Source organism: Stenotrophomonas sp. 610A2, assembly GCF_030549615.1.
In the GTDB taxonomy this organism is placed as follows: domain Bacteria; phylum Pseudomonadota; class Gammaproteobacteria; order Xanthomonadales; family Xanthomonadaceae; genus Stenotrophomonas; species Stenotrophomonas pigmentata.
Genome location: NZ_CP130832.1, coordinates 737,303 through 760,484, shown reverse-complemented (window position 1 = coordinate 760,484; position 23,182 = coordinate 737,303). Strand labels below are relative to the sequence as shown.

The window sequence follows — 23,182 nt, the reverse complement described above, 5'->3', positions numbered from 1 at the left end:
GCGGCGCCTTGTGCGTGGAACCGCGCTTTCGGCGGCAAGCCGCACCAGCTGGTCGCCGCGCTCAATGAACCGCGCGTCCCGAGCCGCCCGTTCCAGCTTGAAAGCAGCCGCCACTCCCTATTCCCGAATCGCGGCGTTTGCGTTCATGCTATGCAGACACCACCAAACACAGCGTCAGGAGCACACAGGCAATGGGCAAGACCCGGGTTGGCATCATCTTCGGCGGTCGTTCGGCCGAGCACGAGGTCTCGCTGCAATCGGCGAAGAACATCTTCGATGCGCTGGACAAGGAACGTTTCGACGTCAGCCTGATCGGCGTGGACAAGCAGGGCCTGTGGCATCTGTGCGATGCGGCCGGCTTCCTGCTCAATGCCGATGATCCCAAGCGCATCGCGCTGGATACCTCCGGCCCGGTGCTGTCGGTACTGCCCGGCGCCGAGCGCGGCCAGTTGCTGGCCGCCGATGGCCGCGCCGTCCCGCAGTTGGACGTGGTATTCCCGATCGTGCACGGCACCCTCGGCGAAGACGGCACCCTGCAGGGCCTGCTGCGCACCTTGAACCTGCCCTTCGCTGGCCCCGGCGTGCTTGGCGCAGCCGCGGCAATGGACAAGGACATGGCCAAGCGCCTGCTGCGCGATGCCGGCCTGGCGGTGGCGCCATTTGCCTGTTTCAACCATGTCACTGCTGCACGCGCTGACTACGATGCGCTGGTCGCGCAGCTTGGCCTGCCGCTGTTCGTCAAGCCGGCCAACCAGGGTTCCTCGGTCGGCGTGAGCAAGGTGCGCAATGCCGAGGAGTTCGCCACCGCGATGGCATTGGCGCTGTCGTTCGACCACAAGGTGCTGGTGGAATCGGCGATTGTCGGCCGCGAGATCGAATGCGCAGTGCTGGGCAATGACGTGCCCGAAGCCAGCGTCTGCGGCGAAGTGGTGGTGCATGACGACTTCTACGCCTATGACACCAAGTACATCAGCGCCAGCGGCGCGGAGACGGTGATCCCCGCCGATATCGCTGCCGATGCCCAGCAGCGCATCCGCGAGATCGCCGTGCGCGCCTACCAGGCGCTGGACTGCATCGGCATGGCGCGCGTGGACGTGTTCCTCACCGAGGCCGGCGACGTCGTCATCAACGAACTGAACACCCTGCCCGGCTTCACCAAGATCAGCATGTATCCCAAGCTGTGGGGCGCAAGCGGACTGGGCTATACCGCGCTGATCACCCGCCTGATCGAGCTGGCGCTTGAGCGTCACGCTGCGGACAAGAACCTGCGCAGCTCGATCAGCACTTCGGCCTGATCGAAACTACTGAAACGACGCGGCCCGCACCCTAGCCTAGGATGCGGGCCGTTCTGTTTCTGGCGTCAGGAACGATCAGCCTTTCTTGCGGAACATCGACACCACCGCAAGGATCAGGAAGACGACAAACAGGATCCACGCGATATTGCTGGCCGCACCGGCAATGCCACTGAAGCCGAGTACGGCAGCAATGATGGCGATGACGAAGAAAACGACGGCGTAATGCAGCATGGGCTGGGTCCTCGGTTGGAATCAGGGGTCCATACTCGGCAATTGCCGGTCGCGATACGGTGACAGGAACGTTAGCGCCGGATGATGACGGCGCTGTCCATTCAGGAAGCCGCCGCCAACCGGCGCAAGCCTTCCTCGATCGAAACCTTGGGCTCGTAACCGAAATCGCGGCGTGCTGGCTCCATCGAATACCAATGCGGCGTGCACAGCTGCTCGGCAAGGAAGCGCGTCATCGGCGGCTCGCCGGACAAGCGCAGCAGCGGCCACAGCTTTTCGCAGACCGAGCCGATGCGGTACGCGGTCTTGAACGAGATCGACTTCTCCACGCCAGGCGCGCCCACCGCTGCAAGCAGGCGGTTGAGCAGTTCGCGCATCGGCAGCGGCTCGCCGTTGGAAATGAAGTAGGCCTTGCCAGCGCAGGCCGCACCAACCACCAGATGATCGAAGGCATCGAAGTGCGCCTGCGCGGCGTTGTCGATGAAGGTGGTATCGACCTTGTTCGTGCCATCGCCGACAAAACGCAGACGACCGGCGCGCGCGCGTTCGGCCAGCCGCGGCACCAGCTGATTGTCGCCCGGGCCCCAGATCAAGCGCGGGCGCAACGCAATGGTTGCCAGATCGGCGCCATTGGCAGCCAGCACTTCCTGCTCGGCGATGGTCTTGGTGGCGGCATACGGCGCCTGGAAATCCTCACCGTAGGGCACTTCATCCGCACCCAGGCCTTCGACCGGATGGGTAGCGCGATGGGTGACGCTGGGTGTTGAGGTGTAGACCAAGCGGCGGATGTCATGCGCCTTGCAGGCGGCAAGCACATTGCGGGTGCCGACCACATTGGCCTGGAAGTAGCTGTCGTAACTGCCCCAAGCGCCAGCCTTCGCGGCGTTGTGGAAGATGGCATCGACGCCGGCGGCGGCGTGATGCACAGCGTTCGCATCGGCCAGGTCGCCACGGATCTGGCCAACGCCAATCTCCTGCAGGGACGGGTAATGCCCGCGATTGAAGCTCAGCACCTGATGGCCGCGTTCGACCAGGCCGCGGCACAGGGCCTGACCGAGAAAACCACCACCACCGGTAACCAGAATCTTCATTCGTTTGATCGCTCTGTTGCTGGGCTTCCGCACCGACTGGCCGCGTCGGAAGCATTGAGAATTGTCCGTCAGTATCGCAGCAGTGGCAGTCAAGTTGGTTTGCCCCGGAGGGCTGTAGTGCCGAGCCATGCTCGGCAGGGGCGTTACCGACAAAAAGCAGAGGCGCCCCTTCTGTCCCGAGCCTTCCGCTTCAATCCCTCACCCCGGCCACCGCTGCATCACCCCAACTGCGCCTGCGCCCACACCGCCAGCTTCTCGCGCCCGATCTTGGCGTTGTGGCGAATATCCACGGGAAAGCTCGAATGGCGCAGGAAGTACTCAATGCCGGCAAAACCCGGATGACGTAATGCCATGATCCTCAATTGCTTTTCGATCTCACCGGAATGCTGATCCGGCAGCGGCTCGTAACACAGCACCGGTACCTGCTGGCCCAAGGCACCAACACCCACCAAGGCCGTGCGCCGCACACCAGCTACGGTGTTGAATACCGGCTCCACCTGCTCGGTATACAGCGGCCCTGTCGCCGTCTCGACCCGATGCGTCTTGCGCCCGCAGAACCACAGCCGCCCTTCGGCATCGAACCAACCCACATCGCCCATGCGGTGCACGATGCGCTCGCCGCCATCGGCCAGCACTTCGCGGATCTTGGCCGCGGCCGTTGCCTGTGGTCGGTTGAAATAGCTGTCGGTGGTTGTCGGACCAACCACCGTGATCTCACCCACCTCCCCGGCCGGCAGCTCACGCACGCCGTTCCAGTCAGCGATGGGTTCGTCGGTGATGGCAATGATGCGCACGACATTCGGCGCGACCACACGCCCCACACAGGTGCCCGCGCCAGCCTCGGTAGCCTCACGCGTATCCACCAGTTCGCGGCCTTCAATCACCGCTACCGGCAGGCATTCTGTGGCGCCATACGGCGTCCAGAACTGGCCGTCCTTCGGCATCAGCGAACGGATCTTGGACACGATCTCCGGCGGCACTGGCGCGCCCGCCGAGGTGGCGCGGGTCACCGTTGGCAGCGGCTGGCCGTGTTCGGCCAGCACCCGCATCAGGGCCGGCGAACCAAACAGCTGGGTCACGCCGAAACGGGCGATCGCGTCGTGCAGCTTGCGCGGATCAGCGCTACCCGGCCGGGTCGGGTCCATGTCCGGAATCACCGAGGTCAGGCCCAGCGCCGGGTCGAACAGCGCGAACGGCGGGAAGGTCGGCAGGTCGATGCCGCCGGGCTGCATGCCGAAGGCATTGCGCAGCAGTTCCACCTGGCCGACGAAATGGCGGTGGCGATAGACCACACCCTTGGGCACGCCGGTGGAGCCGCTGGTGAACAGGATCGCGGCTACGTCGTCCGGCGCGGTCGCAGCCAACTGGCTGCCCGCGCCAGCGCCATCAGCCTCGATCTTGGCCAGGGTGACGCCACCCCAGCCCCAACGCCGGCCGACGGTGACCTTGACCCTGGCCGCCTTGGCCCAGCCCAGCAGAACCCGCGCAAACTGCGCCAGGGGGATGCCGATGAAGGCCTGCGGCTGGGCTTCGTCCAGGCACTGCTTCAGCGCGCGCTTATCAATGCCCGGGTCGACCAGCACCGGAACCGCGCCGATCTTGAACAGGGCGAACATCAGCAGGAAGAACTCCGGCCCCGGCCGCACCATCACCACCGCGCGCACCCCGCGGCCGATGCCGTTGGCCGCCAAACCGGCGGCAATGGCGTCGCTGCGGGCATCCAGCGTGCGGTAATCCAGGGTCACGTCGTAGGCGGCCATGCCGTTGGCGGCGGGCTTGCCGGGGCAGCGGATGGCGATCTGGTTGGGCCGTTCACGCGCCAGCTCGGGCAGGCGCGCGGCGATATTGCAGGTTTCGTTCATCTTCCTATTGTCGCCAATGCAGAAAAATCTTGCGCGCAGGCCCTCACCGTGGAAAATTCCGCACCTTCCTTTTGTCCTATTCCTGCCGCCAAGGCCGGCCTCCCATGCCCCATCCCTGCCTGACCTGCGGTGCCTGCTGCACCCAATACCGCGTTGCCTTCCATTGGATGGAATCGGACGAAGTCACCGAAGGCGGCGTGCCCCACCAGCTGACCCAGCGCCTGGACCCGCACCGGCTGTGCATGCAGGGCACCTACTCGGACCCGATCCGCTGCGTGGCCCTGGACTCGGAGATCGGCGTGTACTCCCGCTGCACCATCCACCCGAACCGGCCCAGCGTGTGCCGCGAGGTGGACGCCTCCTGGGAATACGGCAAGGCCAGCTCGCAGTGTGACCGCGCGCGCATCGCCCACGGCATGCCGGCATTGACCCTGGCCGATTGGCGCTGGCGCGACGATGCCGACAACGATGGCGATGATCATCCGGACGACAACGGCAACAGCCCGTCCTCGCCACCGAATACGCCGATTGCAGCTTGAGGATGTGGGCTGGTCACTCCTGCAAGGGCGGGAGTGACCTCGGCGACACCGCCACTGCGTAGCCTCAAAGCGCCTTGTAACGCCCCCACAACACCTCGAACTGCTGCGCGAAGCTGCGCACCAGGTTGCGGTCATTACTGACCACCAGATTCTCATCGTTGTGCTCGGTAGCGGTACGCGTCCAGTTGAAGCTGCCGTTGGCCAGCTGCTTGCCATCGAACAACGCGAACTTGTGGTGCATGTGGTATTCGCTGTGGTCCACGCGCACTGGAATGCCGCTCTCATTCAAACGGCGGATGTCGTTGCCGTCGTCGTAGACCTTGTCGTTGTCGCTGATGATGCGCACCGTCACGCCGCGTTTGTGCGCATCCAGGATGACACCGCTGAGGCGGTCATCGGAGATGGTGAACACGCAGATATCCAGCGTCTGTTTGGCACTGGCGCACAGCGCGCGCAGGCGCTGCATGCAGGCATCACCCGGCGAGAAATAGGTGCTGGTCAGGGTTTCGACCGGGCCAGCATTGACGTCCAATGTGCGCACTACCTGTTCAACCCACTTCAGCATCTGCAACGCTTCGGCCGGATTGGCTGCAACCTGCTCACGGGCGATGTCGAAGGCGCGGTTGCGCAGGAAGCGCAGGCGGTCGGGCGCAAGCTCCGCACCGAGCTCGCGCAGTGCGTAGCGCTCCTCATTGCTCAAGCTGAGGTCCTGCGCGCTGTCACGCAGCTGACGGTCCAGGCTGTCGAAATCCATCCTTCACTCCCTGTGCTAAGAAGCACAGAGCTTCGCACACCCCTGCACGCCTCTGTAGGAGCGGCGTAAGCCGCGAAGCCGGTGCAAAGAGAACGGCCGCAAAAGCTACCCCTCCCCAACCCTCCCCTCCGCCTTCGGCGCAAGGGAGGGAGCAGAAGCAGGCATCGCGCGCGCTCAGCTTTTGTAGGAGCGGCGTAAGCCGCGAAGCTGGCGCAAAGAGAACGGCCGCAAAAGCTACCCCTCCCCAACCCTCCCCTCCGCCTTCGGCGCAAGGAAGGGAGCAGAACCAGGCATCGCGCGCTCAGCTTTTTGTAGGAGCGGCGTAAGCCGCGAAGCTGGCGCAAAGAGAACGGCCACAAAAGCCACCCCTCCCCAACCCTCCCCTCCGCCTTTGGCGCAAGGGAGGGGGCAGAAGCAGGCATCGCGCGCGGTTTACGCGAAACGCCAGGCAACGGCTTGCAGGATGCAGAGGTAGCCGTAGCGGATTTATCCCTTGCTTCGCGGCTTACGCCGCTCCTACAAGTGCCCGCGCTCCCACAAGCCCCGGCTCACCCCAGCGGGTTGCGCTCCAGGAAGGCTCTTACCGCCGGCACGATCACTTCGTGCTTGTCTTCCAGCACATAGTGGTTGGCATCTTCGAACTCGGTCACTTCCGCCTGCGGCAGCGCCTTGCGGAAGCCCGCCAGGAAGTGATGGTCGAAGCAGATGTCGCGCAGGCCCCAGGCGATGTACGCCGGGCGATCGGCGAACGACGGCAACGCCGCCGCCGCGCGCTCCAGCAGCGACCAGGCCTTGTCGGCCGGCGACAGCGGGATGTCCTGCATGAAACGGATGGTGGAAATGCGGTTGGCCCAGGTGTTGTACGGCGACACATAGGCGCGGCGCACATCGGCCGGCATGCGCCGGCTCACGCCCAGCCACGAGGCGCCGGACGAAAATGCATTGAAGGTGCGGATGAACCATTCGCCCGGCTTCCAGTGCCGGCCCATGGCGATCTGCCACGGCATCGGCTTTTCCGGCGGCAGCGGGAACGAGGCCGTGTTGGTGATTACCAGGCGCTTGACCTGCTCGTGGTGCGACAACGCCCAGCCGAAGCCGATCATGCCGCCCCAGTCGTGCACGGCCAGCGTCACCGGGCCGGTGATGCCCAGGTGCTTGAGCAGCGCGTCCAGATCATCCACACGCGACTGCAAGGTGTATTCGTAGCGGCTGTCATCGGGCTTGTCGGACAGGCCCATGCCGATATGGTCCGGCACGATGCAGCGGTACTTGTCGCTGAGGCCGTTGACCAGGTGACGCCACAGGTAGCTCCACGACGGGTTGCCGTGCAGCATCACCACCACCTCGCCATCGCGCGGGCCTTCATCGATGTAGTTCATCGACAAGCCGGGGCGGACTTCGAAGCGGTGGGTCTTGCTGGGGTAACCGGGGAGTTTGTTCATCGGGTCGCACCTGCGGCTGCTAAGCCCCTCTCCCGCCGGGAGAGAGGTTGGGGAGAGGGTTGGCCGGAGTGGAGGAGCTTGAACAGCTGCTCGAACTCCGGGGGCATGCGTGCTGCGCACGCTTCCCCTCTTCCGCCCTTCGGGCACTGCCGCCTTCGCGGGGGCAGGCCCTTTGTTTCTCCCACAAGGGGAGAAGGAAAAGCATGCGTTCTTGAAGTTCGCGGCGAGGCCGGAACTTACCAGACCACCTCGGCCATCGTGCAGTTCAAGCCCGAGCCAATGCCCATCAGCGCGACGCGGTCGCCCTTCTTGAGCTTGCCCAGCTGACGCAGCTTGCTCAGCACGATCGGTACCGAAGCCGGGCCGATGTTGCCGTGCTCGCCAAAGATGGTCATCACCTTCTTCGGGTCGATGCCGAAGGCCTTGATGAAGGCATTGGTATGCGGCTGGCTGACCTGGTGGATCACGAACTGGTCGATCTCGTCCACCGCCCAGCCCAGCGCGACGCGCGTGGCTTCAAAGGTCTTGGTGGCCAGCTTGATGCCTTCGATCAGCAACATGCGGGTGTCGGTGACCATTCGGTCCAGGTTGCCCACGCACAGCTTGTTCCACTGGTTGGCCGCACGGGTCACACCGCCCTTGTAGCGCGGGGCGTCAGGCACCAGCTCCGAACGCGCCATCACCATCGCTGCCGCACCCGAACCGGTGGTCAGCGCGGCGACTTCGTCGCGCAGCTGCTGGGCGGTGATGTCCGGGGACATCATGCGTTCCAGGGTCTTTTCATAGACCAGGTTGGAGGTTTCGCCGTCGACGATCAACGCGTAGTCGATATCGCCACGCTCCAGCATGCGCGCAGCCACGTCCATGCCATTGATGAAGGCAAGGCAGGCGTTGGCGATGTCGAAGGTGACGCAGTCTTCGCCGATGCCCAGGTTGCCGGACACGATCGAAGCGGTGGACGGTTCCAGATAGTCACGGCTGACGGAGGTGTTGACCAGCAGGCCCACCTTGTCGGCGGTGATGCCGGCGTCTTCCAGTGCCTTGCGGCCGGCCATGGTGGCGGCGTCCGAGGCCTGCGTACCCTGGTCCCAAAGGCGGCGCGCATGGATGCCGGCGATATCGCCAAGCACGTCGGCACGAATGCCCAGGCGTTCCAGCGTGGGCTGGAGCCGCTCGTTGATTTCCTTTGAGGTCAGCGTATGCGGCGCATCAATGTGCGCCAGTCCCGCGATCGAGACATTTTGAAAAGGCATCAGAAAGCGCCAAGACTCAGGCGAAGGGGTCGCCATTCTAGCGCCTGCGCATTTTTACCGCATCTTTACAAATCGGCGGCCCGGCGTATGGAGCCGCCGGGGCCGTCAGTCGGCCTGGAGCCTCAGCGCGGCGGGCACTGGAAGGCGGCGAAACGCTGGCTGCCATCGGCAGGCTGGCCGCTGGCCTGTACGGCATTGGCACCGGCGCTGGGGGCCTCGTTACGAGCCAGGGTTTCCAGTTCTTCCTGCACGCGCAGCGGGTTGCGGTTATAGAAGCCGACCTTGCTCTTTACCGAGACAACGATCTCGCCCTTGGTCACGCAGCCCGGCGCAACCGGACCTGCTGGCAATACGCGCACGGTCTTGCCGCTGGATTCAATCGGCACCCAGGTGCAGGCGGCGGTGCTGGCGATCAGGGCGGACAAAAGCAGGACGCGCATGGACTATTCCTTGTGAAGATCAGCAGGGATTGTGCCGGGAATGGATGAACAGGTGGTGATCCCTGTGATTTGGTGCGCGGCAAAAGCAAAACCTACCCCTCCCCAGCCCTCCCCTTCGCTGCGCGAAAGGGAGGGGGCAGAAGCGTAGTGCCGAGCCATGCTCGGCAGGGGCTTTACCAGCGAGAAGCTGCCCTCACCCCAACCCCTCTCCCGTAAACGGGAGAGGGGCTTTAAGCACAAGCGGTGGGCTACGCCCTGCTGCTTACTTCTTTTCCACCGGCTTGCCGTCGGCGTCGATCACCGTCACTTCGCCCAGCTTCAGTGCGCGCACCGGGGCCTCGGTCTGCTTCAGGTCGCCCACCACTACCCAGGTCAGCTTGGACGGGTCGAGGATCTTGGCTGCCTCGGCCACCTGCGCCGGGGTCATCGCTTCGATCTCGGCCTTGCGCTTGAACACGTAGTCGTCCGGACGGCCGTAACGCACGATGCCGCCGATGGTGCTCATCACCGCCGATGCGGTTTCGTAGGCACCGGGCAGGCTCAGCGTCTGGATGTTGCGGATGCGGTTGACCTCGGCATCGGTCGGCGGACGCTGGCCGCTGGCGAACTGGCTGATCTCGGCGTTCATTTCCTTCATCGCCTCACCGGTCTTGTCGATCTGCACCGGTGCAACCGCCATCCACGGGCGCTGGCCCAGTGCATTGGAAGCGGTCGAACGCGCGCCGTAGGACCAATGCTTGTCCTCACGCAGGTTCATGTTCAGGCGCGAGGTGAAGTCGCCACCGAGCACGCCATTGGCGATGTCGAAGCGGGTGGTGCCCGCGTCCATCGTCGACGGCGCGACCTGACCGGCGAACAGGTTGGCCTGCACCGCGCCCGGCTGGTCGATCAGGAACACGCGCGATGCCTGCGGGCGATCCACATTGGTCAGGGCCTCAACCTTCGGCCGCGCACCCTCACCCTTCCAGTCACCGAAGCTACGCTCCAGCAGCGGCACGAGGTCCTTCAAGGTGGTGTCACCGACCACGATCAGGGTGGCGCCTTCCGGACGAATCCACTGCTTGTGGAAGGAGGTCAGGTCTTCGCGGGTCAGCGACTGGATTGCCGCTTCATTGCCGCTGCCGGTGAACGGAATCGCATACGGGTGGCCGGCGCCGTACAGCAGCGGCGGCAGCACGCGCATCGCCACCGCGTTCGGCTGCGCCTTCTCCTGCTGGATACCAGCAATCCAGGTGGCCTTGATGCGGTCGATTTCGCTCTGCTCGAAACGCGGTGCACGCACCACGTCGGCGTACAGCGCCAGCGACGGTGCCAGGTTTTCCTTCAGTGCCGACAGGTACACGCTGGAACCGTCCAGCGACGCACCGGCATTGACGCTTGCACCCAGGCTTTCCACCGCATCGGCGAACGCCAGCGAACCGAGCTGGCCAGCGCCTTCGTCCAGCATGCCCATGGTGAAGTTGGCGGTGCCCGGCTTGCGGCCGCGGTCGGCGGTGAAGCCACCCGGGAACTCATAGCTGAACTGCACCACCGGAACATCATGGCGCTCGGCCAGCACCACCTTGGTGCCGTTCTTCAGCGTTGCGCGCTGCAGCTGCGGGAACTTCAGTTCCGGGAAGCTGGTGGTCTTGGGCACGCCGGCGCTGCGATCAACCTGGCTCGGCAGGGTGGTGTACTTGCTGTCCACGGCCGGCACGTTGAACGGCGCCGGCTTGACCGAGGGCAGCTCGGCCAGCGCAACGCGCTCGCCCGGCTCGACCACCAGGGTGTGGTCGCCCACGCCCAGCCACTTGGCACCGGCTGCCTTGACGTCTGCAGCGGTAGCAGCGTCCACATTGGCCAGCGAGGCGCGGAAGCAGCCCGGGTTACCTTCGTAGACGGTGCACTGAGCCAGTGCGTCAGCCTTGCCGCCGAAGCCACCAATGCGCTCGATGCCGCGCACGAAACTGGCACGCGTCTGCACCTTGGCGCGTTCCAGTTCATCGGCGGTCGGGCCTTCGGCGATCAGACGCTTCAGTTCTTCGTCGATGGCCGCCTCGACCTTGGCCGGGTCCACGCCCTGCTTGACCGTGGCCATGATCAGGAAGTTGGAGCCGAGCTGCGAGGCATCGGTCATCGCGCTGATGTTGTCGACCAGCTTGTCCTTGTGCAGCAGGCGCTGGTCCAGGCGCGAGGACTTGGCACCGCCCAGCACGTAGGAGAACAGGTCGAGCTGATCGATATCGGTGGTGCCGACCTGGGCCACGTTCCAGGCGCGGTAGATGCGCGCCTGCGGCACCTTGTCGGTCATCACTTCGCGGGTGGTGGCAGCGCGCTGCGCAACGTTCACCGCCGGCTGCGCCATGGTCGGACCAGCCGGGATGTCGCCGAAGAACTTGGCGGCCTTTTCCTTGGCGGTGGCCACGTCGATGTCACCGGCCAGCACCAGCACCGCGTTGTTCGGGCCATACCAGGTGTGGAACCAGGTTTTGACGTCGTCCAGCGAGGCCGCGTTGAGATCGTTCATAGAGCCGATCACGCCGTGGTGGTACGGGTGACCTGCCGGGTACATGGCGCGGGTCAGCTTGTCCCAGACCTGGCCGTAAGGCTGGTTCTCGCCCTGGCGCTTTTCGTTCTGCACAACGCCGCGCTGCTCATCCAGGGCAGCCTGGTCGATGGCGCCGACCAGGTGACCCATGCGGTCCGATTCCATCCACAGCGCCATGTCCAACGCGGTGGTCGGCACGTTCTGGAAATAGTTGGTGCGGTCGGTATTGGTGGTGCCGTTCTGGTCGGTGGCGCCGACCTGCTTGAAGGGTTCGAAGAACTCGCCGTCGTGGTTTTCGCTGCGCTGGAACATCAAGTGCTCAAACAGATGCGCGAAGCCGGTACGGCCGGCCGGTTCGTCCTTGGCACCAACGTGGTACCAGATGTTCACCGCCACGATCGGTGCCTTGCGGTCGGTGTGCACCACCACGCGCAAGCCGTTCGGCAGGGTGAATTCTTCATACGGGATATCGACCGACGCAGCAGCGGCGGCGGCCGGCTTGGCCTCCGCAACCAGCGGGGCGCCAACGAATCCGCCCAGGGCGGCAGTCAGGGCCAGGGTCAACAAGGCGGTGCGGGGCATAGCTGCGTTCATTCCATTTCCGTTTGGGTATGAAGGTGAACGCAGATCCTAACCGGGCGCCGTCACATCGGCATACGCCATGCGTCATGGGTAACGAAGCAGCTGCACCGGTGTCCGTCCGGTCACTGCAGACGCGGCGAGTGTCCGGACAGCGGACACTTTCCATAAGCAACAAACCCTTATTTATCAATCAGATGTGATTGGCACGCATCCTGCTGCCTATTACTCGCAGCCAGATCACTTCAGACGATAAATGACTGATTGCTGAACAAATCAAAAAAAGTAAAGAAAGTTCTTGCACTACGAAAATCACTGTACTACCTTACTACCACACCACTGCCCACGCACACCAAACAGGTCCCGCCATGAACGCCAAGTCTCTCGCCCTTGCCATCGCCCTCGTCGCCAGCACCGGCTTTGTTTCTTCGGTACAGGCTTCGGATATCGTCACCCTGGACACCGTGCAGGTCCGTCCTTCCGCCGACCAGCTGGCGCAGGCCCAGCACGAGGCCAACAGCAACATCCCGACCCTGGCTGTCGTGCAGGTTCGCCCGACCGTCGGCCAGATCGTCGAGCTGATGGCCGAACAGACCGCCAGCCAGCTGGCCTCCGCCAGCCCGGTCGCCATCGGCACCCGCGCCGGCCAGTGGATGGTCTCGTTGCCGGCCATCACCGTCCGCCCGGACGTGGAGCAGGTGCAGGCCATGGCTGCTGAAGCTGCTGCCGAAGCCATCGGCAAGGTCGTCGCGCAGGGCCTGGTTTCGAACTAAACCAGCCTTGCCGCACCACCCGGCGTAAACTGCGCCGATGACTTCTGCCCCTGTTTTCGATGTAGTGCTTTACCAGCCCGAGATCCCGCCGAACACCGGCAATGTGATCCGGCTCTGCGCCAACACCGGCGCGCGGCTGCACCTGATCGAGCCTTTGGGCTTCGACCTCAGTGACAAGCAGCTAAAGCGCGCCGGCCTGGACTATCACGAGTACGCACAGATGCAGGTCCATCCGGACCTGGAAACCGCCTTGGCGCGCATCGCCCCGAAGCGTTTGTTTGCATTGAGTACCCGCTCCAGCGTCCGCTATGACACCGTGCAGTTCGCCGATGGCGATGCCTTCCTGTTCGGCCCGGAAACCCGTGGCCTGCCGCAGGATCTGCTTGATTCCCTGCCCGACGGCCATCGCCTGCGCCTGCCGATGCAGCCCAACAACCGCAGCCTGAACCTGTCCAACTCGGTCGCCGTGGTGGTGTATGAGGCGTGGCGGCAGCAGGGGTTCCCTGGCGGCGCGTGATTGGTGCTTTGGTTCTTGTAGGAGCGGCGTCAGCCGCGAAGCTATGAATCTGTCCGATTGCTGGCATGCCGGTGATTCCGGTGCTGCCAGCTTCGCGGCTCACGCCGCTCCCACAGGTTTGATGCTGCATCGGCAACGCCCCTGCCGAGCATGGCTCGGCACTACCGACTCCGACCGCCAACAAGCCTCACCCAACCACCCCCAACTCACGCAATACCCGCAGCCGCTCACCATCAACAGCAAGCACCTCTCCCAACACCTCGGAGGTGTGCTGCCCCAATACCGGCGCCGCCTGCTCATAGCGCAACGGCGTTGCCGAGAACTTCAGCGGATTACGCACCATCGCCACGCTGCCACCACCGGCATGCGGCAATTCGATCCGCAGACCACGCGCCTGCACCTGCGGATCGGCAAACACCTGGTCGATGCGGTTGACCGGATTGGCCGGCACTACCACTTGCTCCAGCGCCGCCAACCATTCGGCCGCCGGCCGCGTGCGCAATACCTGCTGCAGATACGGCACCAGCAGCTCCCGGTTCGCTACCCGGGCGTTATTGGTGACATAACGCGGATCACGCGCCAGCTCAGGCTCGCCGATCACCTCGCAAAGGCGTGCGAACTGACCGTCATTGCCAACCGCCAGCATGAAATAGCCATCAGCGGCCGGCATCACCTGGTACGGCACGATGTTCGGATGCGCCGTGCCCTGCCGGGTCGGCACCACGCCGCCGATCAGATAGTTGGAGGCCTGGTTGGCCAGCCATGCGACCTGGGTATCCAACAACGCCAGATCAATCTGCTGGCCAACACCGGTGCGCTCGGCATGACGTAGCGCGGCCAGGATCGCCGTCGCCGCATACATGCCAGTCATCAGATCGGTAGCGGCTACGCCTACCTTCTGCGGGCCGGCACCGGGCGTGCCATCCGGCTCGCCGGTGACGCTCATCAGTCCGCCGATGGCCTGGATCGCCGCATCGTAGCCGGCACGCTGCGCATACGGCCCGTCCTGGCCATAGCCAGTGATCGAGCAGTACACCAGCTTGGGATTGATGGCCTGCAGGCTGGCAAAATCCAGCCCGTACTTCTTCAGGCCGCCGACCTTGTAGTTCTCCACCAGCACGTCGCAGTGCACGACCAGCTCGCGCAGCAGCGCCTGCCCTTCCCCGGTGGTGAAATCAATCGCGACCGAGCGCTTGCCGCGGTTGGCGCACAGGTAATACGCCGACTCGCTGCTGTCATTGCCGTCGGCGTCCTGCAGGTAGGGCGGGCCCCAACTGCGGGTGTCGTCACCCGCGCCGGGGCGCTCGACCTTGATGACATCCGCACCGAAGTCGGCCAGCACCTGCGTCGCCCACGGTCCGGCAAGGATGCGCGACAGGTCGAGAACACGAACGCCTTCGAGCAGCTTCATTTCGGCCACCATGTCCTGCAGGCCTGCGGTAGCGCGGGCTGCCAGCCGATGGCGTGCTGGAAGGCCTCAGCGAGCGCAATCAAGCTCAGCTCGTCGCCGATATTGCCGACCAGCTGCATGCCTGCTGGCAACTCCCCCGCCGCTACCGGCAGCGGTACCGCCAAGGCTGGGTTGCCGGCCAGGTTGGCGTAGGCAGTGAGATCGGCCTGGCTGGCCGGCGCCGGGGTACCGAAGGCGAATGCACGCTGGGGCGCAGTCGGCATCACCAGCACATCGCAACGCGCCAGCCACTGCTGCAGCTGCACCTGGCCACGATCGGCGAGCTGCGAGGCAGCGGCAAACTCGGCGGCGCTGCGCCCTTCCGCCCAGGCCATCATTTTGGTCAACAACGGCGAGAATTTGCTGCGGTCGCCAGCCCAGGCATCGGCATGTTCGACCAGCAGTTCGGCTTCGCTCATCAGCAATCCGGCGCGGCGCGCACGCGCCGAAGCGAAGGCTGGTGCGGGCAGCGGTTGCATGCGGTGACCCAAGCCAACCAGCACGCGCAGGCCATCCTCGAACGCCGCCTGTACATCGGGCGCAATGTCGGCAGCATCACCAAAATCGACAACGCCGATACGCAGGCCTTCGATGTCAGGTGCAGCAAAATGGATGAGGCGCGACTGCGCACAATCCGGGTCGAAGCCGGACATGATCTGCAGCATCAGGCGCAGATCGCGTGCCGAACGCGTCAGCGGGCCAATGTGATCCAGCCGCCGGCACAAGGCCACCGTGCCGCGCGTGCTGATCGCACCCCAGCTCGGCTTGAGCCCGACCACGCCGCAATAGCTGGCCGGGATGCGCACCGAACCCATGGTGTCGGTGCCCAGCGCCGCTGCGCACAAACCCGCCGCTACCGCTGCGCCACTGCCACCGCTGGAACCGCCTGGTGTGTAACCGTGCCGGTGCGGGTTGTGGCAGGCGCCGTAGAACGGGTTGTCGTTGTCGGCGCCCATCGCCGCTTCGTGCATGTTGAGCTTGCCGACAATCACCGCACCGGCTGCGCGCAATGCGGCCACGGCCGGATTGTCGGCACTGGCCGGCGCGCTGTGGCGGCGGGTTTCCATACCGGCGGTGGTGACCATGCCGGCGACGTCGATATTGTCCTTGACCGCGACTGGCAAGCCTTCCAAAGGCCGCGCGAAGCCGCGCTGGCGACGTTGTTGGGACTGCGCGGCCGCAGCCAGCGCGCCCTCCGCATCGATGTGGATATAGCTGTTGACCTGCGCCTGGCTGGCGACGATGGCTGCCAACTGCTGCTCGATCAGTTCGGTACAGCTGATTTCACCGGCGGCCAGCAAGGCCGCCTGCGCAGTCAGATCCAAGCTCAACAACTGCGCATCGGCCTTGCTCACACGGCTTTCCTCAAGCGAAACGTTTGTCGATCAGACGCACCGGCTTCTGCCGTACTTCGATACCGGTCAATGCGGCCAGTTCGCCGGGCGCGGCCAGCACGATGCTCATTTCAACACCGAGGCGCTGGCGCAGCAACGCAGCGAACTCCGCGGCCAGCTGCGCGTCATCCAGCGCGCCACGGGTTTCCACGTGCACAGCCAGATCATCGCGACCACCTTCGTCGCGGCTGGCGACGCAGATGAACTCACCGGCGAACGATGCATGTTCTTCCAACACCGGTGCCATCGCCTGTGGGAACACATTGATGCCGCGGATCTTGACCATGTTGTCGCTGCGGCCAAGGAAGCCCTCGATGCGGCGCAGGTTCATGCCCAGCGGCGAGGGCGTGGTCAGCACGCGGGTCACGTCGTGGGTGTTGAAGCGGATGATCGGGTAGATGTCGTCCTTGTACAGACAGGTGACCACCATGTCGCCGGTGTCTCCATCGGCCACCAGTTCACCGCTGTCCACGTCGAGGATTTCGACGTATTGCGCATCTTCCATCAGATAGAGACCATCCTGATCCGGGCCCTGCCCGGCAATCGCGCCGGTGTCGCCCACGCCATACCAGTCGTACAGTTCGACACCGCCCCAGGCCGCCGACAACGACTCGCGCGATTCACGGCCGAGGTGGCCGCAGATCATCCGCACCGGGATGTCCTTGCCCGGCACTAGGCCGTTCTCGCGGGCCACGTCGGCCAGCTTCTTGATGTAGTCGGCGAAACCAACAATCACGTTGGCGCCCATGTTCTTCATCAACTGCACCTGCTGCGCAGAGCGCATCTCGATGCCGGTACCGGCCGAGCAGAACAGCGCCTGCGTGTAATGCGTCACCGCTTCGCGCACGTAATGGCCGCCGTTGATCATGCCGTGACCGTACACCGAGTGCACCACGTCGCCGGGCTGCATGCCCTGCCAGCGGTACAGGCGGGCCAGCAGCAGGCTCTGCACTTCGCGCGAATGCGGCGAGAACACCAGCGGCTGCGGGCGACCGGTGGTACCCGAGGTGGTGTGGAAAACCAGCGGTTTGTTGCCGGCATCGGTGCCGTCCTGCCAGCCGTGGAAATCACCCAGCGGCGGATTGGCTTCCACCGAGGCCATGATTTCGTGCTTGCCGAATACTGGCAGCTTGGTGATGTCGTCGAGGCTCTGGATATCTCCAGGCTTGATGCCTGCATTGCCCCACAGGCGCTGATAGAACGGAATCTGCCAGGCGCGGGCCACGCAACGCAGGAACATCGCGTTCTGCTCGGCGCGCAGTTCCTCGCGGCTGATGGTCTTGAACTTGTCGGTGAAGGCCTGGTCCAGCGGGAACTGCTTGAGCAGCTCCTTGACATCGAAGGATTCGAAATAAGTGGCGTAGGTCATGGGGTCTCGACAATCAGCAGGTCGACCAGCAGCCTGACATCGTCGATGTCTTGCAGATGGTCGAAGTGGGAGATCAGGGCAGCACGGTGGCCGGCATCGAAGGGACGCGCGGCGTGGTCAAGGCAGTGGTGGAACTTTTCCAGTTGCTGGGCACGCGACAGCGGCCGTTGCGGTGAACCGATCGCGGCATCGCGGTGGTTGTGCAATACGCGGCCGTCACGCAGGGTGACCGTCATCGATTGCGGCACCAGCGCATTGGGATCGTCGCAGTCGTTCGGCACCAGGCTGACCTGGTTGGCGAAGCCTGCAAGGCGCGCATCGGCGAGCTTGTCCGGCGCATAGGCCGACAAACCGACCTTGCCATCCAGCAGCACGGTGCCCAGCAGGAACGGCAGGCACAGCCGCGCGTAACTGGTCTCCATCGCCGGTTGATAGCTGCGGCCGACCAAGCGGCGCACCAGCGGCGGCGCCTGCAGTTCGATGCTGGCGACGTTGTCCAGCTTCAGTCCGTGCTGCTGGCGCAGCTCCATCAGCATGTCCTGTGCGGCATGCGCTGCGCCGCCGGTCGGGAACACTTTGTGACTTACGGAAGGTATCTGCGCTTCGCGCGCCGCCAGTTTCTGCAGCGATGGTCCGACGTCGAATTCGCCCTCGATCAGCGGCAGGTAGCCGAAGGGCCCTTCCAGCATCTCGCGTGGCGCCGGGAAGCCATTGCGAGCCAGTTCCCAGCAGCTCAAGGCAGCGCGCGAGTTCAGAGCAACCTGCAAGGCCAGCGTCGGCGAGCCTTCCACATGCGCCTGCATGGTGCCGGACAAGTGGCTATAGGTCAGGCCGAGCGCGCGACGCAGCAGTTCTTCGTCAGCACCATGCAGATGGGCGATGCCTGCTGCAGCACCTAGCGCGCCGCACATCGATGGCCGGAAGAAGCGCATCGGCGCGCGGCCACTGATGCCGATCAGCGTGGCTACATCAACGGCGACATTGAGCGCGGTGATCAGGGCTTTGCCACCTACCGGAACACCATCGACGTTTGCCCGTTGCTCGGCAGCGGCAATCATGGCCGATTGAATCACCGCCAGTGGATGCACCACCGCCGGCATATGTACACAATCAAATTCCTGGCTGTGGATCTGGTAGCCGTTGACCATCGCGGCGCTGGCCGCCGGCATGGCTTCACCGGTCACCCACACACGCGCGGCATTGCCGCTGCCATAGCTGGCGGCGCTGCCACGCACTGTCTGGGTCAGCGGTACCTGCGGGCCGGAGCCAGAAAGCCCCACTGCCGCCGAATCCATCACGAACACCTTGGTAGCCGCGACCGCCTCGGCGGAAAGGTCTTCAAAGCGCAGCGTGCGCGCATGCTGCAACAGCGCTTCAGTCAATCGCATCAGGCCACCCGCGCCAACATGGCGTTCAAGGCGTCCAGACTGCCGCCATTGGCCAGCGCCTGCACCTGCCCAAAGAGGGGTTGCGCCAGGCCCGCCGATACGCCACCCCATTTCGCCAAGGCCAGCGCCTTGGCCAGTACATCGTCGGCCGACATCGGACATTCGGGATCGCCCCAGGCATCGATGCGCTCGGCCTGCACGCTGCGGCCATCGGCCAGCCACAGCTGCACGCTGGCGCCGTAGTGCGTAGGGAAACGCTGGCTGCAGGACGCATCCTTGATCAGCGCGATACGCTGCCGCCACGGCGCCAGCTCGGCATCGCTGCAGGCTTCGGTGGTGTAGTGCTCAAGTTGCGGCCGGCCGTTGACCAGGATCGAGGCCAGCGCGTGCTGCAGGCTGAACTTGGCCTCCAGCTCGGTCTGAGGCTGCGCACGATCGCAGAAGCGCAAGGCCTCCGCATAGGTGCGTACTTCGATGCGTTCAATCTGCGCGACGTCAGCGGCATCAAGCTGCGCCATCGCTTCCAGCATCGCATCGATCGCCGGATGCGCATGCCGGCAAGCCGGCCACGGCTTCAGGCTGGTGCTGTGGATCAGCCAGTCGTCTTCATCGGCAACCACCAGTTCCGGCACGGCGTCCGGTGCGGTGGCGGCAAACAGGCCCTGCTCGCCTTCCAGTATCCTGCGCGGCCCACGCATGCCCGCCAGCGCCAATTGTGCAGCCAGCCAGCCACTGCGTGCGGCTTCAGCGTTATGCAATGACTTGGTCGGCACCGGTTCATGGCGCATCTGCCACAGCCCGCCAGTACGGCTGCCGGCATTGCCCAGCGCATCGGCCAGCGATTCGGCAGGCAGGTTCAGTACTGATGCCGCCGCAGCAGCCGCACCAAAGGCGCCAGCGGTCGAGGTGGGATGCCAGTAGCGGTAATGCGCCTTGCCCAGCGCCCGACCGATGCGGATGGTGGCTTCGTAGCCGCGCACGATGGCATCGAGCAGCGCCGTCGCATCCACGCCCTCGGCCTGTGCTGCAGCCAGCGCCACCGGGATCACCACCGGGCCGGGATGCAGAATGGCACCGCGGTGCACATCGTCCATTTCCAGCACATTGCCGAGCGCGGCATTGAGCAGCAAGGCGTCGGCAGCGCTGCGCCGGCCAGCGCCCAGGGCGACCACATTGCCACTGGCCTGTGCCTGCACCACCGCGCGCAGCTGGTTGGCAATCGGGTAGCGCAAGGCAGCCAGGGCGCAGCCCAGCCAGTCGACCAGCAGCAATGCGGCACGCTCACGGGCGGCGGCATCCGCCGGCCGTTGCAGGCGCTGGGCGAGCTGTTCGGTAAGGCTGGCAGCAGGCGTGGTCATCGCGCGATGAGGTCTCGGTGCAGGCCCGCAACAGCGGGTTTGGGGTGGTGGGAACGGCAACCGCGTGAAAGGAGCATAACCGACTTTGTCCGGACATATCATATGATCCGACTCCCGAACGCCGCAATCAGCCCCATGCCCCGAATTCTGGATGCCGACACTTTCTTCGACTACCTCGCGCAGGGACCCGACATCTTCGCGCCCGGCTGTGCCGGCCATTCACTGCTGTTCGAACACTGGCTACGCAGCAGTGCCGAGCGCTGCGCCGGGCTGCGCTTCACTGGCGTGCACATCCCCACCGTCAACACCTTCGACTTTGCCGGGCTGCACCCGCAGGCCCGCCAGCGCACGATTTTCCTGAGCGGCGATCTGCGCAGTTCGTGGCTGGATGGCCGCGTCGACTACCTGCCGATGAGCTATACCGCTACCTGGCGCTGGCTGCGCGAAAGCGTGGCCTTTGACACCGTGCTGGTGCAGGTGGCGCCGCCGGACGAGGACGGCAACTGCTCGCTGGGCATTGCCTGCGACTTCACCCCGGCGGCATGGCCACGGGCAACGCGGGTGCTGGCGCACATCAACCCGCGCATGCCGCGCACGCGCGGGCCGTCGATCCCGCTGTCGCGGATTACCGCAGCCATCGAGCAGGACGCACCGCTGCTGGATATTCCCGATCCACCTGCCGATGCCGCAATGGACGCGGTGGCGGCGCAGGTGGCCACTCTGGTGGAAGACGGCGCGACCCTGCAACTCGGGCTGGGTCGCCTGCAATCAGCCGTACTGCGCGCGGTGCGCGAGCGGCGCAACCTGCGCATCCACAGCGGCATGGTCTCCGACGGGCTGCTGGGCCTGCTCGAATCCGGCGCACTATCAGCGGCACCGGATGCGGTGGTGGCTGGTGTGGCGCTGGGTACACAGGCGCTGTATGACGCTGCACCGCGCAACATCAGCTTCCGCGAAGTCGGCCATACCCATGACCACAACGTATTGGGTGCAATTCCGCGCCTGACCGCCATCAACAGCGCGTTATCGGTGGATCTGCTGGGCCAGGTGAACGGTGAGTTCCTGTCTGGACGCCAACTGAGTGGGGTGGGTGGCCTGCCTGATTTCCTGCAAGGCGCTCGCCAATCGACCGCTGGTCGCGGCATCATTGCACTCCCTGCCAGTACCCCGAAGGGCGAAAGCAGGATCATGCCGATGCTACCCGCCGGTCCCGTAAGCCTTGCCCGCGTAGATGCCGACTGCATCGTCAGCGAACATGGCGTAGCCGATCTACGCCATCTCGACGTCCATGCACGGGCCCAGGCCCTGATTTCCATCGCCGCACCCGAACACCGTGAACCCCTGCAGCGCAGCTGGCAGGAACTCTCGCTCAGACTTTGAACAAGGATCTGTACATATGACTGGTACGCGACGCAGCAAGCCCCGCTATGCCGAACTGGGCGATCTACTGCAGGCGGCAATCGAAAAGGGCGAGTACGCCGTTGGTACCTTGCTACCTACCGAGCTGGAGCTGTGCGAGCGCTTCAGCGTCAGCCGCCATACCGCACGCGCGGCGCTGGCGCAGCTGATCAGCGCCGGCCTGGTGCAGCGCCGGCCCGGCGCTGGCACGCGGGTGATCGCGCAGAACTCGGCGATGCGCTACGAACACGAGATCGACACCGTCGACCTGCTGATGCAATACGGCAACAGCACCCGCCTGCAGGTGCTGGAAGCCGAGCGCAAGCTGGCCGACCATGCGATGGCGCAGCGCCTGGACATCCACGAAGGCAAGGAATACCTGCGCCTGCACTGCCTGCGACTGGAAGAACAGAGCCGCGAGCCGATCGCCGTCACCGAGATGTTGATCCCGGTGCGCACCGGCGTACCTACCGACAAACTGCTGGAAGTAGCCGGTGCCGCCCGCGCCCTGGCCAAGTTCTTGGACCCGGCCAAGCTGTCGCGGGTTGAGCAGGTATTCGATGCCGCCTCGTTCGAAGCAGCCGACGCCAAGCTGCTGGATATCAAGAAGAGCGAGCCGGCAATGCGCGTGCAGCGCCGCTACCGCGATGCCAACGGCCGCCTGCTGCTGGTCGCGACCAGCCTGCATCCGCCTGGCCGGTTTGCGTACTCGATGGTGCTTTCACGCAATCACCGCTGATCGCGGTAAAGCCCGCGCTCGAGCAACTTCAAACCCGATGCCGGACCTCGGCCATCGGGTTTTTTGTGTGCGTCGCCACCGATGAGGTGGCCCGGGTAAGCGCAGCGCACCCGGTGAACAGGCAACTGGTGATGCAGGAACCTCGCCGCCAGCAGCCCCGGGGGCGCTGTGCTTACCCGGGCGAAGGGGCAGCCGGGCCAACCCGCCCTCCCTCCTTCTGGCAGTGCCCCAAGCACCAACTAGCGCCCTGCCAACGTCAATAACCCACAGCGGCGGCTTGACACCCCTGAGCCAAGAACAGACGCTTACGCAATGAGTATCGACCTTACCCCTCTTGATCTTCGAGAGCTCAACACTCTCATCCGCGCCGCACAGGACAGGCACAAAGCGCTCACCCAACGTCAACCTGCGGAAAAGGTCAGGCGCAAACTCACCGCATTGGCCAAGCAGACCGGCTATACGATCGAGGAGCTTTTCGGCGCTGGCGCGGACCTCGTCGCAGCCAAGAGCAAGCCTGCCCGGCGCAAGGGGCCCAAGGTCAAACCCAAGTACCGCGATCCCGAGAACCGTTGGAACACCTGGACCGGCCGCGGCAAGATGCCACTCTGGCTGGCCTCCAAGATCCGCTTCGGCCTGACCGCCACCGACTTCCTGATCCCCGGCGTGGCAAAGCTCACCCCGAAGGAAAAGGTACTCACCGGCAAGCGCAAGCTGTTCAAGCAGAGCTGAAAGCGGCAAGCAAAGCCGGGGTCAGGGGCAAAACCGGGGTCAGAGTGGGGTTTCGTA

Annotated in this window: 20 protein-coding genes; 7 read left to right on the top strand and 13 right to left on the bottom strand. The window is 64.7% G+C overall.

The features are described 5' to 3' along the window. The first annotated feature begins 191 nt into the window (after nucleotides 1-191). A complete protein-coding gene (ddlA, locus tag Q5Z11_RS03430; RefSeq protein ID WP_303748728.1) occupies nucleotides 192-1,295 on the top strand; it encodes a D-alanine--D-alanine ligase in 1,104 nt (367 codons plus the stop codon). A 75-nt stretch (nucleotides 1,296-1,370) separates the two neighbouring features. Here the strand turns inward: ddlA and Q5Z11_RS03425 are convergent, their stop codons facing one another. The 3 genes from Q5Z11_RS03425 to oleC form a co-directional block, all read right to left on the bottom strand. Beyond that, a complete protein-coding gene (locus Q5Z11_RS03425; RefSeq protein WP_282269396.1) occupies nucleotides 1,371-1,526 on the bottom strand; it encodes a DUF1328 domain-containing protein in 156 nt (51 codons plus the stop codon). A gap of 101 nt (nucleotides 1,527-1,627) precedes the next feature. Then, nucleotides 1,628-2,614 carry a 2-alkyl-3-oxoalkanoate reductase gene (oleD, locus tag Q5Z11_RS03420; RefSeq protein ID WP_303748727.1) on the bottom strand — a complete coding sequence of 329 codons (987 nt, stop codon included), beginning with the start codon at nucleotides 2,612-2,614 and terminating at the stop codon, nucleotides 1,628-1,630. A 218-nt stretch (nucleotides 2,615-2,832) separates the two neighbouring features. Then, nucleotides 2,833-4,476, bottom strand: a complete 1,644-nt coding sequence (oleC, locus tag Q5Z11_RS03415) for an olefin beta-lactone synthetase (protein ID WP_303748726.1) — start codon at nucleotides 4,474-4,476, stop codon at nucleotides 2,833-2,835. Nucleotides 4,477-4,580: 104 nt separating this feature from the next. Here oleC and Q5Z11_RS03410 point away from each other — a divergent pair, with 104 nt between their 5' ends. Continuing rightward, the gene (locus Q5Z11_RS03410) at nucleotides 4,581-5,015 is read left to right on the top strand and encodes a YkgJ family cysteine cluster protein (RefSeq protein WP_282269389.1); all 435 of its coding nucleotides are present in this window, start codon (nucleotides 4,581-4,583) and stop codon (nucleotides 5,013-5,015) included. Nucleotides 5,016-5,079: 64 nt separating this feature from the next. On the opposite strand, the gene Q5Z11_RS03405 is transcribed toward Q5Z11_RS03410, so the two are convergent. From Q5Z11_RS03405 to Q5Z11_RS03385, 5 genes are all read right to left on the bottom strand, one after another. Further along, complete coding sequence (locus tag Q5Z11_RS03405; RefSeq protein WP_303748725.1) at nucleotides 5,080-5,769, bottom strand: phospholipase D-like domain-containing protein; 690 nt, start codon at nucleotides 5,767-5,769, stop codon at nucleotides 5,080-5,082. A gap of 548 nt (nucleotides 5,770-6,317) precedes the next feature. Beyond that, complete coding sequence (locus tag Q5Z11_RS03400; RefSeq protein ID WP_303748724.1) at nucleotides 6,318-7,211, bottom strand: alpha/beta fold hydrolase; 894 nt, start codon at nucleotides 7,209-7,211, stop codon at nucleotides 6,318-6,320. A 236-nt stretch (nucleotides 7,212-7,447) separates the two neighbouring features. Continuing rightward, complete coding sequence (locus tag Q5Z11_RS03395) at nucleotides 7,448-8,464, bottom strand: 3-oxoacyl-ACP synthase III (RefSeq protein ID WP_303748723.1); 1,017 nt, start codon at nucleotides 8,462-8,464, stop codon at nucleotides 7,448-7,450. A 122-nt stretch (nucleotides 8,465-8,586) separates the two neighbouring features. Then, the gene (locus Q5Z11_RS03390; protein ID WP_303748722.1) at nucleotides 8,587-8,904 is read right to left on the bottom strand and encodes a DUF4156 domain-containing protein; all 318 of its coding nucleotides are present in this window, start codon (nucleotides 8,902-8,904) and stop codon (nucleotides 8,587-8,589) included. Between the two features lie 262 nt (nucleotides 8,905-9,166). After that, on the bottom strand, nucleotides 9,167-12,025 hold the full coding sequence (locus tag Q5Z11_RS03385) for a M16 family metallopeptidase (protein ID WP_303748721.1): 2,859 nt from the start codon (nucleotides 12,023-12,025) through the stop codon (nucleotides 9,167-9,169). A 353-nt stretch (nucleotides 12,026-12,378) separates the two neighbouring features. Here Q5Z11_RS03385 and Q5Z11_RS03380 point away from each other — a divergent pair, with 353 nt between their 5' ends. Then, complete coding sequence (locus Q5Z11_RS03380) at nucleotides 12,379-12,783, top strand: hypothetical protein (RefSeq protein WP_303748720.1); 405 nt, start codon at nucleotides 12,379-12,381, stop codon at nucleotides 12,781-12,783. Nucleotides 12,784-12,820: 37 nt separating this feature from the next. Further along, complete coding sequence (trmL, locus tag Q5Z11_RS03375; RefSeq protein WP_057627589.1) at nucleotides 12,821-13,300, top strand: tRNA (uridine(34)/cytosine(34)/5-carboxymethylaminomethyluridine(34)-2'-O)-methyltransferase TrmL; 480 nt, start codon at nucleotides 12,821-12,823, stop codon at nucleotides 13,298-13,300. A 187-nt stretch (nucleotides 13,301-13,487) separates the two neighbouring features. Here trmL and Q5Z11_RS03370 read toward each other — a convergent pair whose 3' ends face one another. From Q5Z11_RS03370 to Q5Z11_RS03350, 5 genes are read right to left on the bottom strand one after another with little or no spacing between them, the layout of a single operon-like run. Then, on the bottom strand, nucleotides 13,488-14,711 hold the full coding sequence (locus Q5Z11_RS03370; RefSeq protein WP_303748719.1) for a CaiB/BaiF CoA transferase family protein: 1,224 nt from the start codon (nucleotides 14,709-14,711) through the stop codon (nucleotides 13,488-13,490). Continuing rightward, on the bottom strand, nucleotides 14,708-16,105 hold the full coding sequence (locus tag Q5Z11_RS03365; protein ID WP_303748718.1) for an amidase: 1,398 nt from the start codon (nucleotides 16,103-16,105) through the stop codon (nucleotides 14,708-14,710). The genes Q5Z11_RS03370 and Q5Z11_RS03365 overlap by 4 nt, the downstream gene beginning before the upstream one ends. 10 nt (nucleotides 16,106-16,115) lie before the next feature. After that, nucleotides 16,116-17,513, bottom strand: a complete 1,398-nt coding sequence (locus Q5Z11_RS03360; protein ID WP_303748717.1) for a phenylacetate--CoA ligase family protein — start codon at nucleotides 17,511-17,513, stop codon at nucleotides 16,116-16,118. After that, a complete protein-coding gene (locus tag Q5Z11_RS03355) occupies nucleotides 17,510-18,901 on the bottom strand; it encodes an MmgE/PrpD family protein (protein ID WP_303748716.1) in 1,392 nt (463 codons plus the stop codon). The genes Q5Z11_RS03360 and Q5Z11_RS03355 overlap by 4 nt, the downstream gene beginning before the upstream one ends. Further along, nucleotides 18,901-20,259: an MmgE/PrpD family protein gene (locus tag Q5Z11_RS03350; RefSeq protein WP_303748715.1), complete on the bottom strand. Its 1,359-nt coding sequence runs from the start codon at nucleotides 20,257-20,259 to the stop codon at nucleotides 18,901-18,903. Before Q5Z11_RS03350 ends, Q5Z11_RS03355 begins: the two co-directional genes overlap by 1 nt. Before the next feature lie 135 nt (nucleotides 20,260-20,394). On the opposite strand from Q5Z11_RS03350, the gene Q5Z11_RS03345 reads away from it, so the two are divergent. The 3 genes from Q5Z11_RS03345 to Q5Z11_RS03335 all read left to right on the top strand — a co-directional run bounded on the left by Q5Z11_RS03345 (nucleotide 20,395) and on the right by Q5Z11_RS03335 (nucleotide 23,125). Next, nucleotides 20,395-21,639: an acetyl-CoA hydrolase/transferase family protein gene (locus Q5Z11_RS03345; RefSeq protein WP_303748714.1), complete on the top strand. Its 1,245-nt coding sequence runs from the start codon at nucleotides 20,395-20,397 to the stop codon at nucleotides 21,637-21,639. 16 nt (nucleotides 21,640-21,655) lie between these two features. Further along, nucleotides 21,656-22,396, top strand: a complete 741-nt coding sequence (locus Q5Z11_RS03340; protein WP_303748713.1) for a GntR family transcriptional regulator — start codon at nucleotides 21,656-21,658, stop codon at nucleotides 22,394-22,396. Nucleotides 22,397-22,708: 312 nt separating this feature from the next. After that, complete coding sequence (locus Q5Z11_RS03335; RefSeq protein WP_303748712.1) at nucleotides 22,709-23,125, top strand: H-NS histone family protein; 417 nt, start codon at nucleotides 22,709-22,711, stop codon at nucleotides 23,123-23,125. Nucleotides 23,126-23,182: the final 57 nt, after the last annotated feature.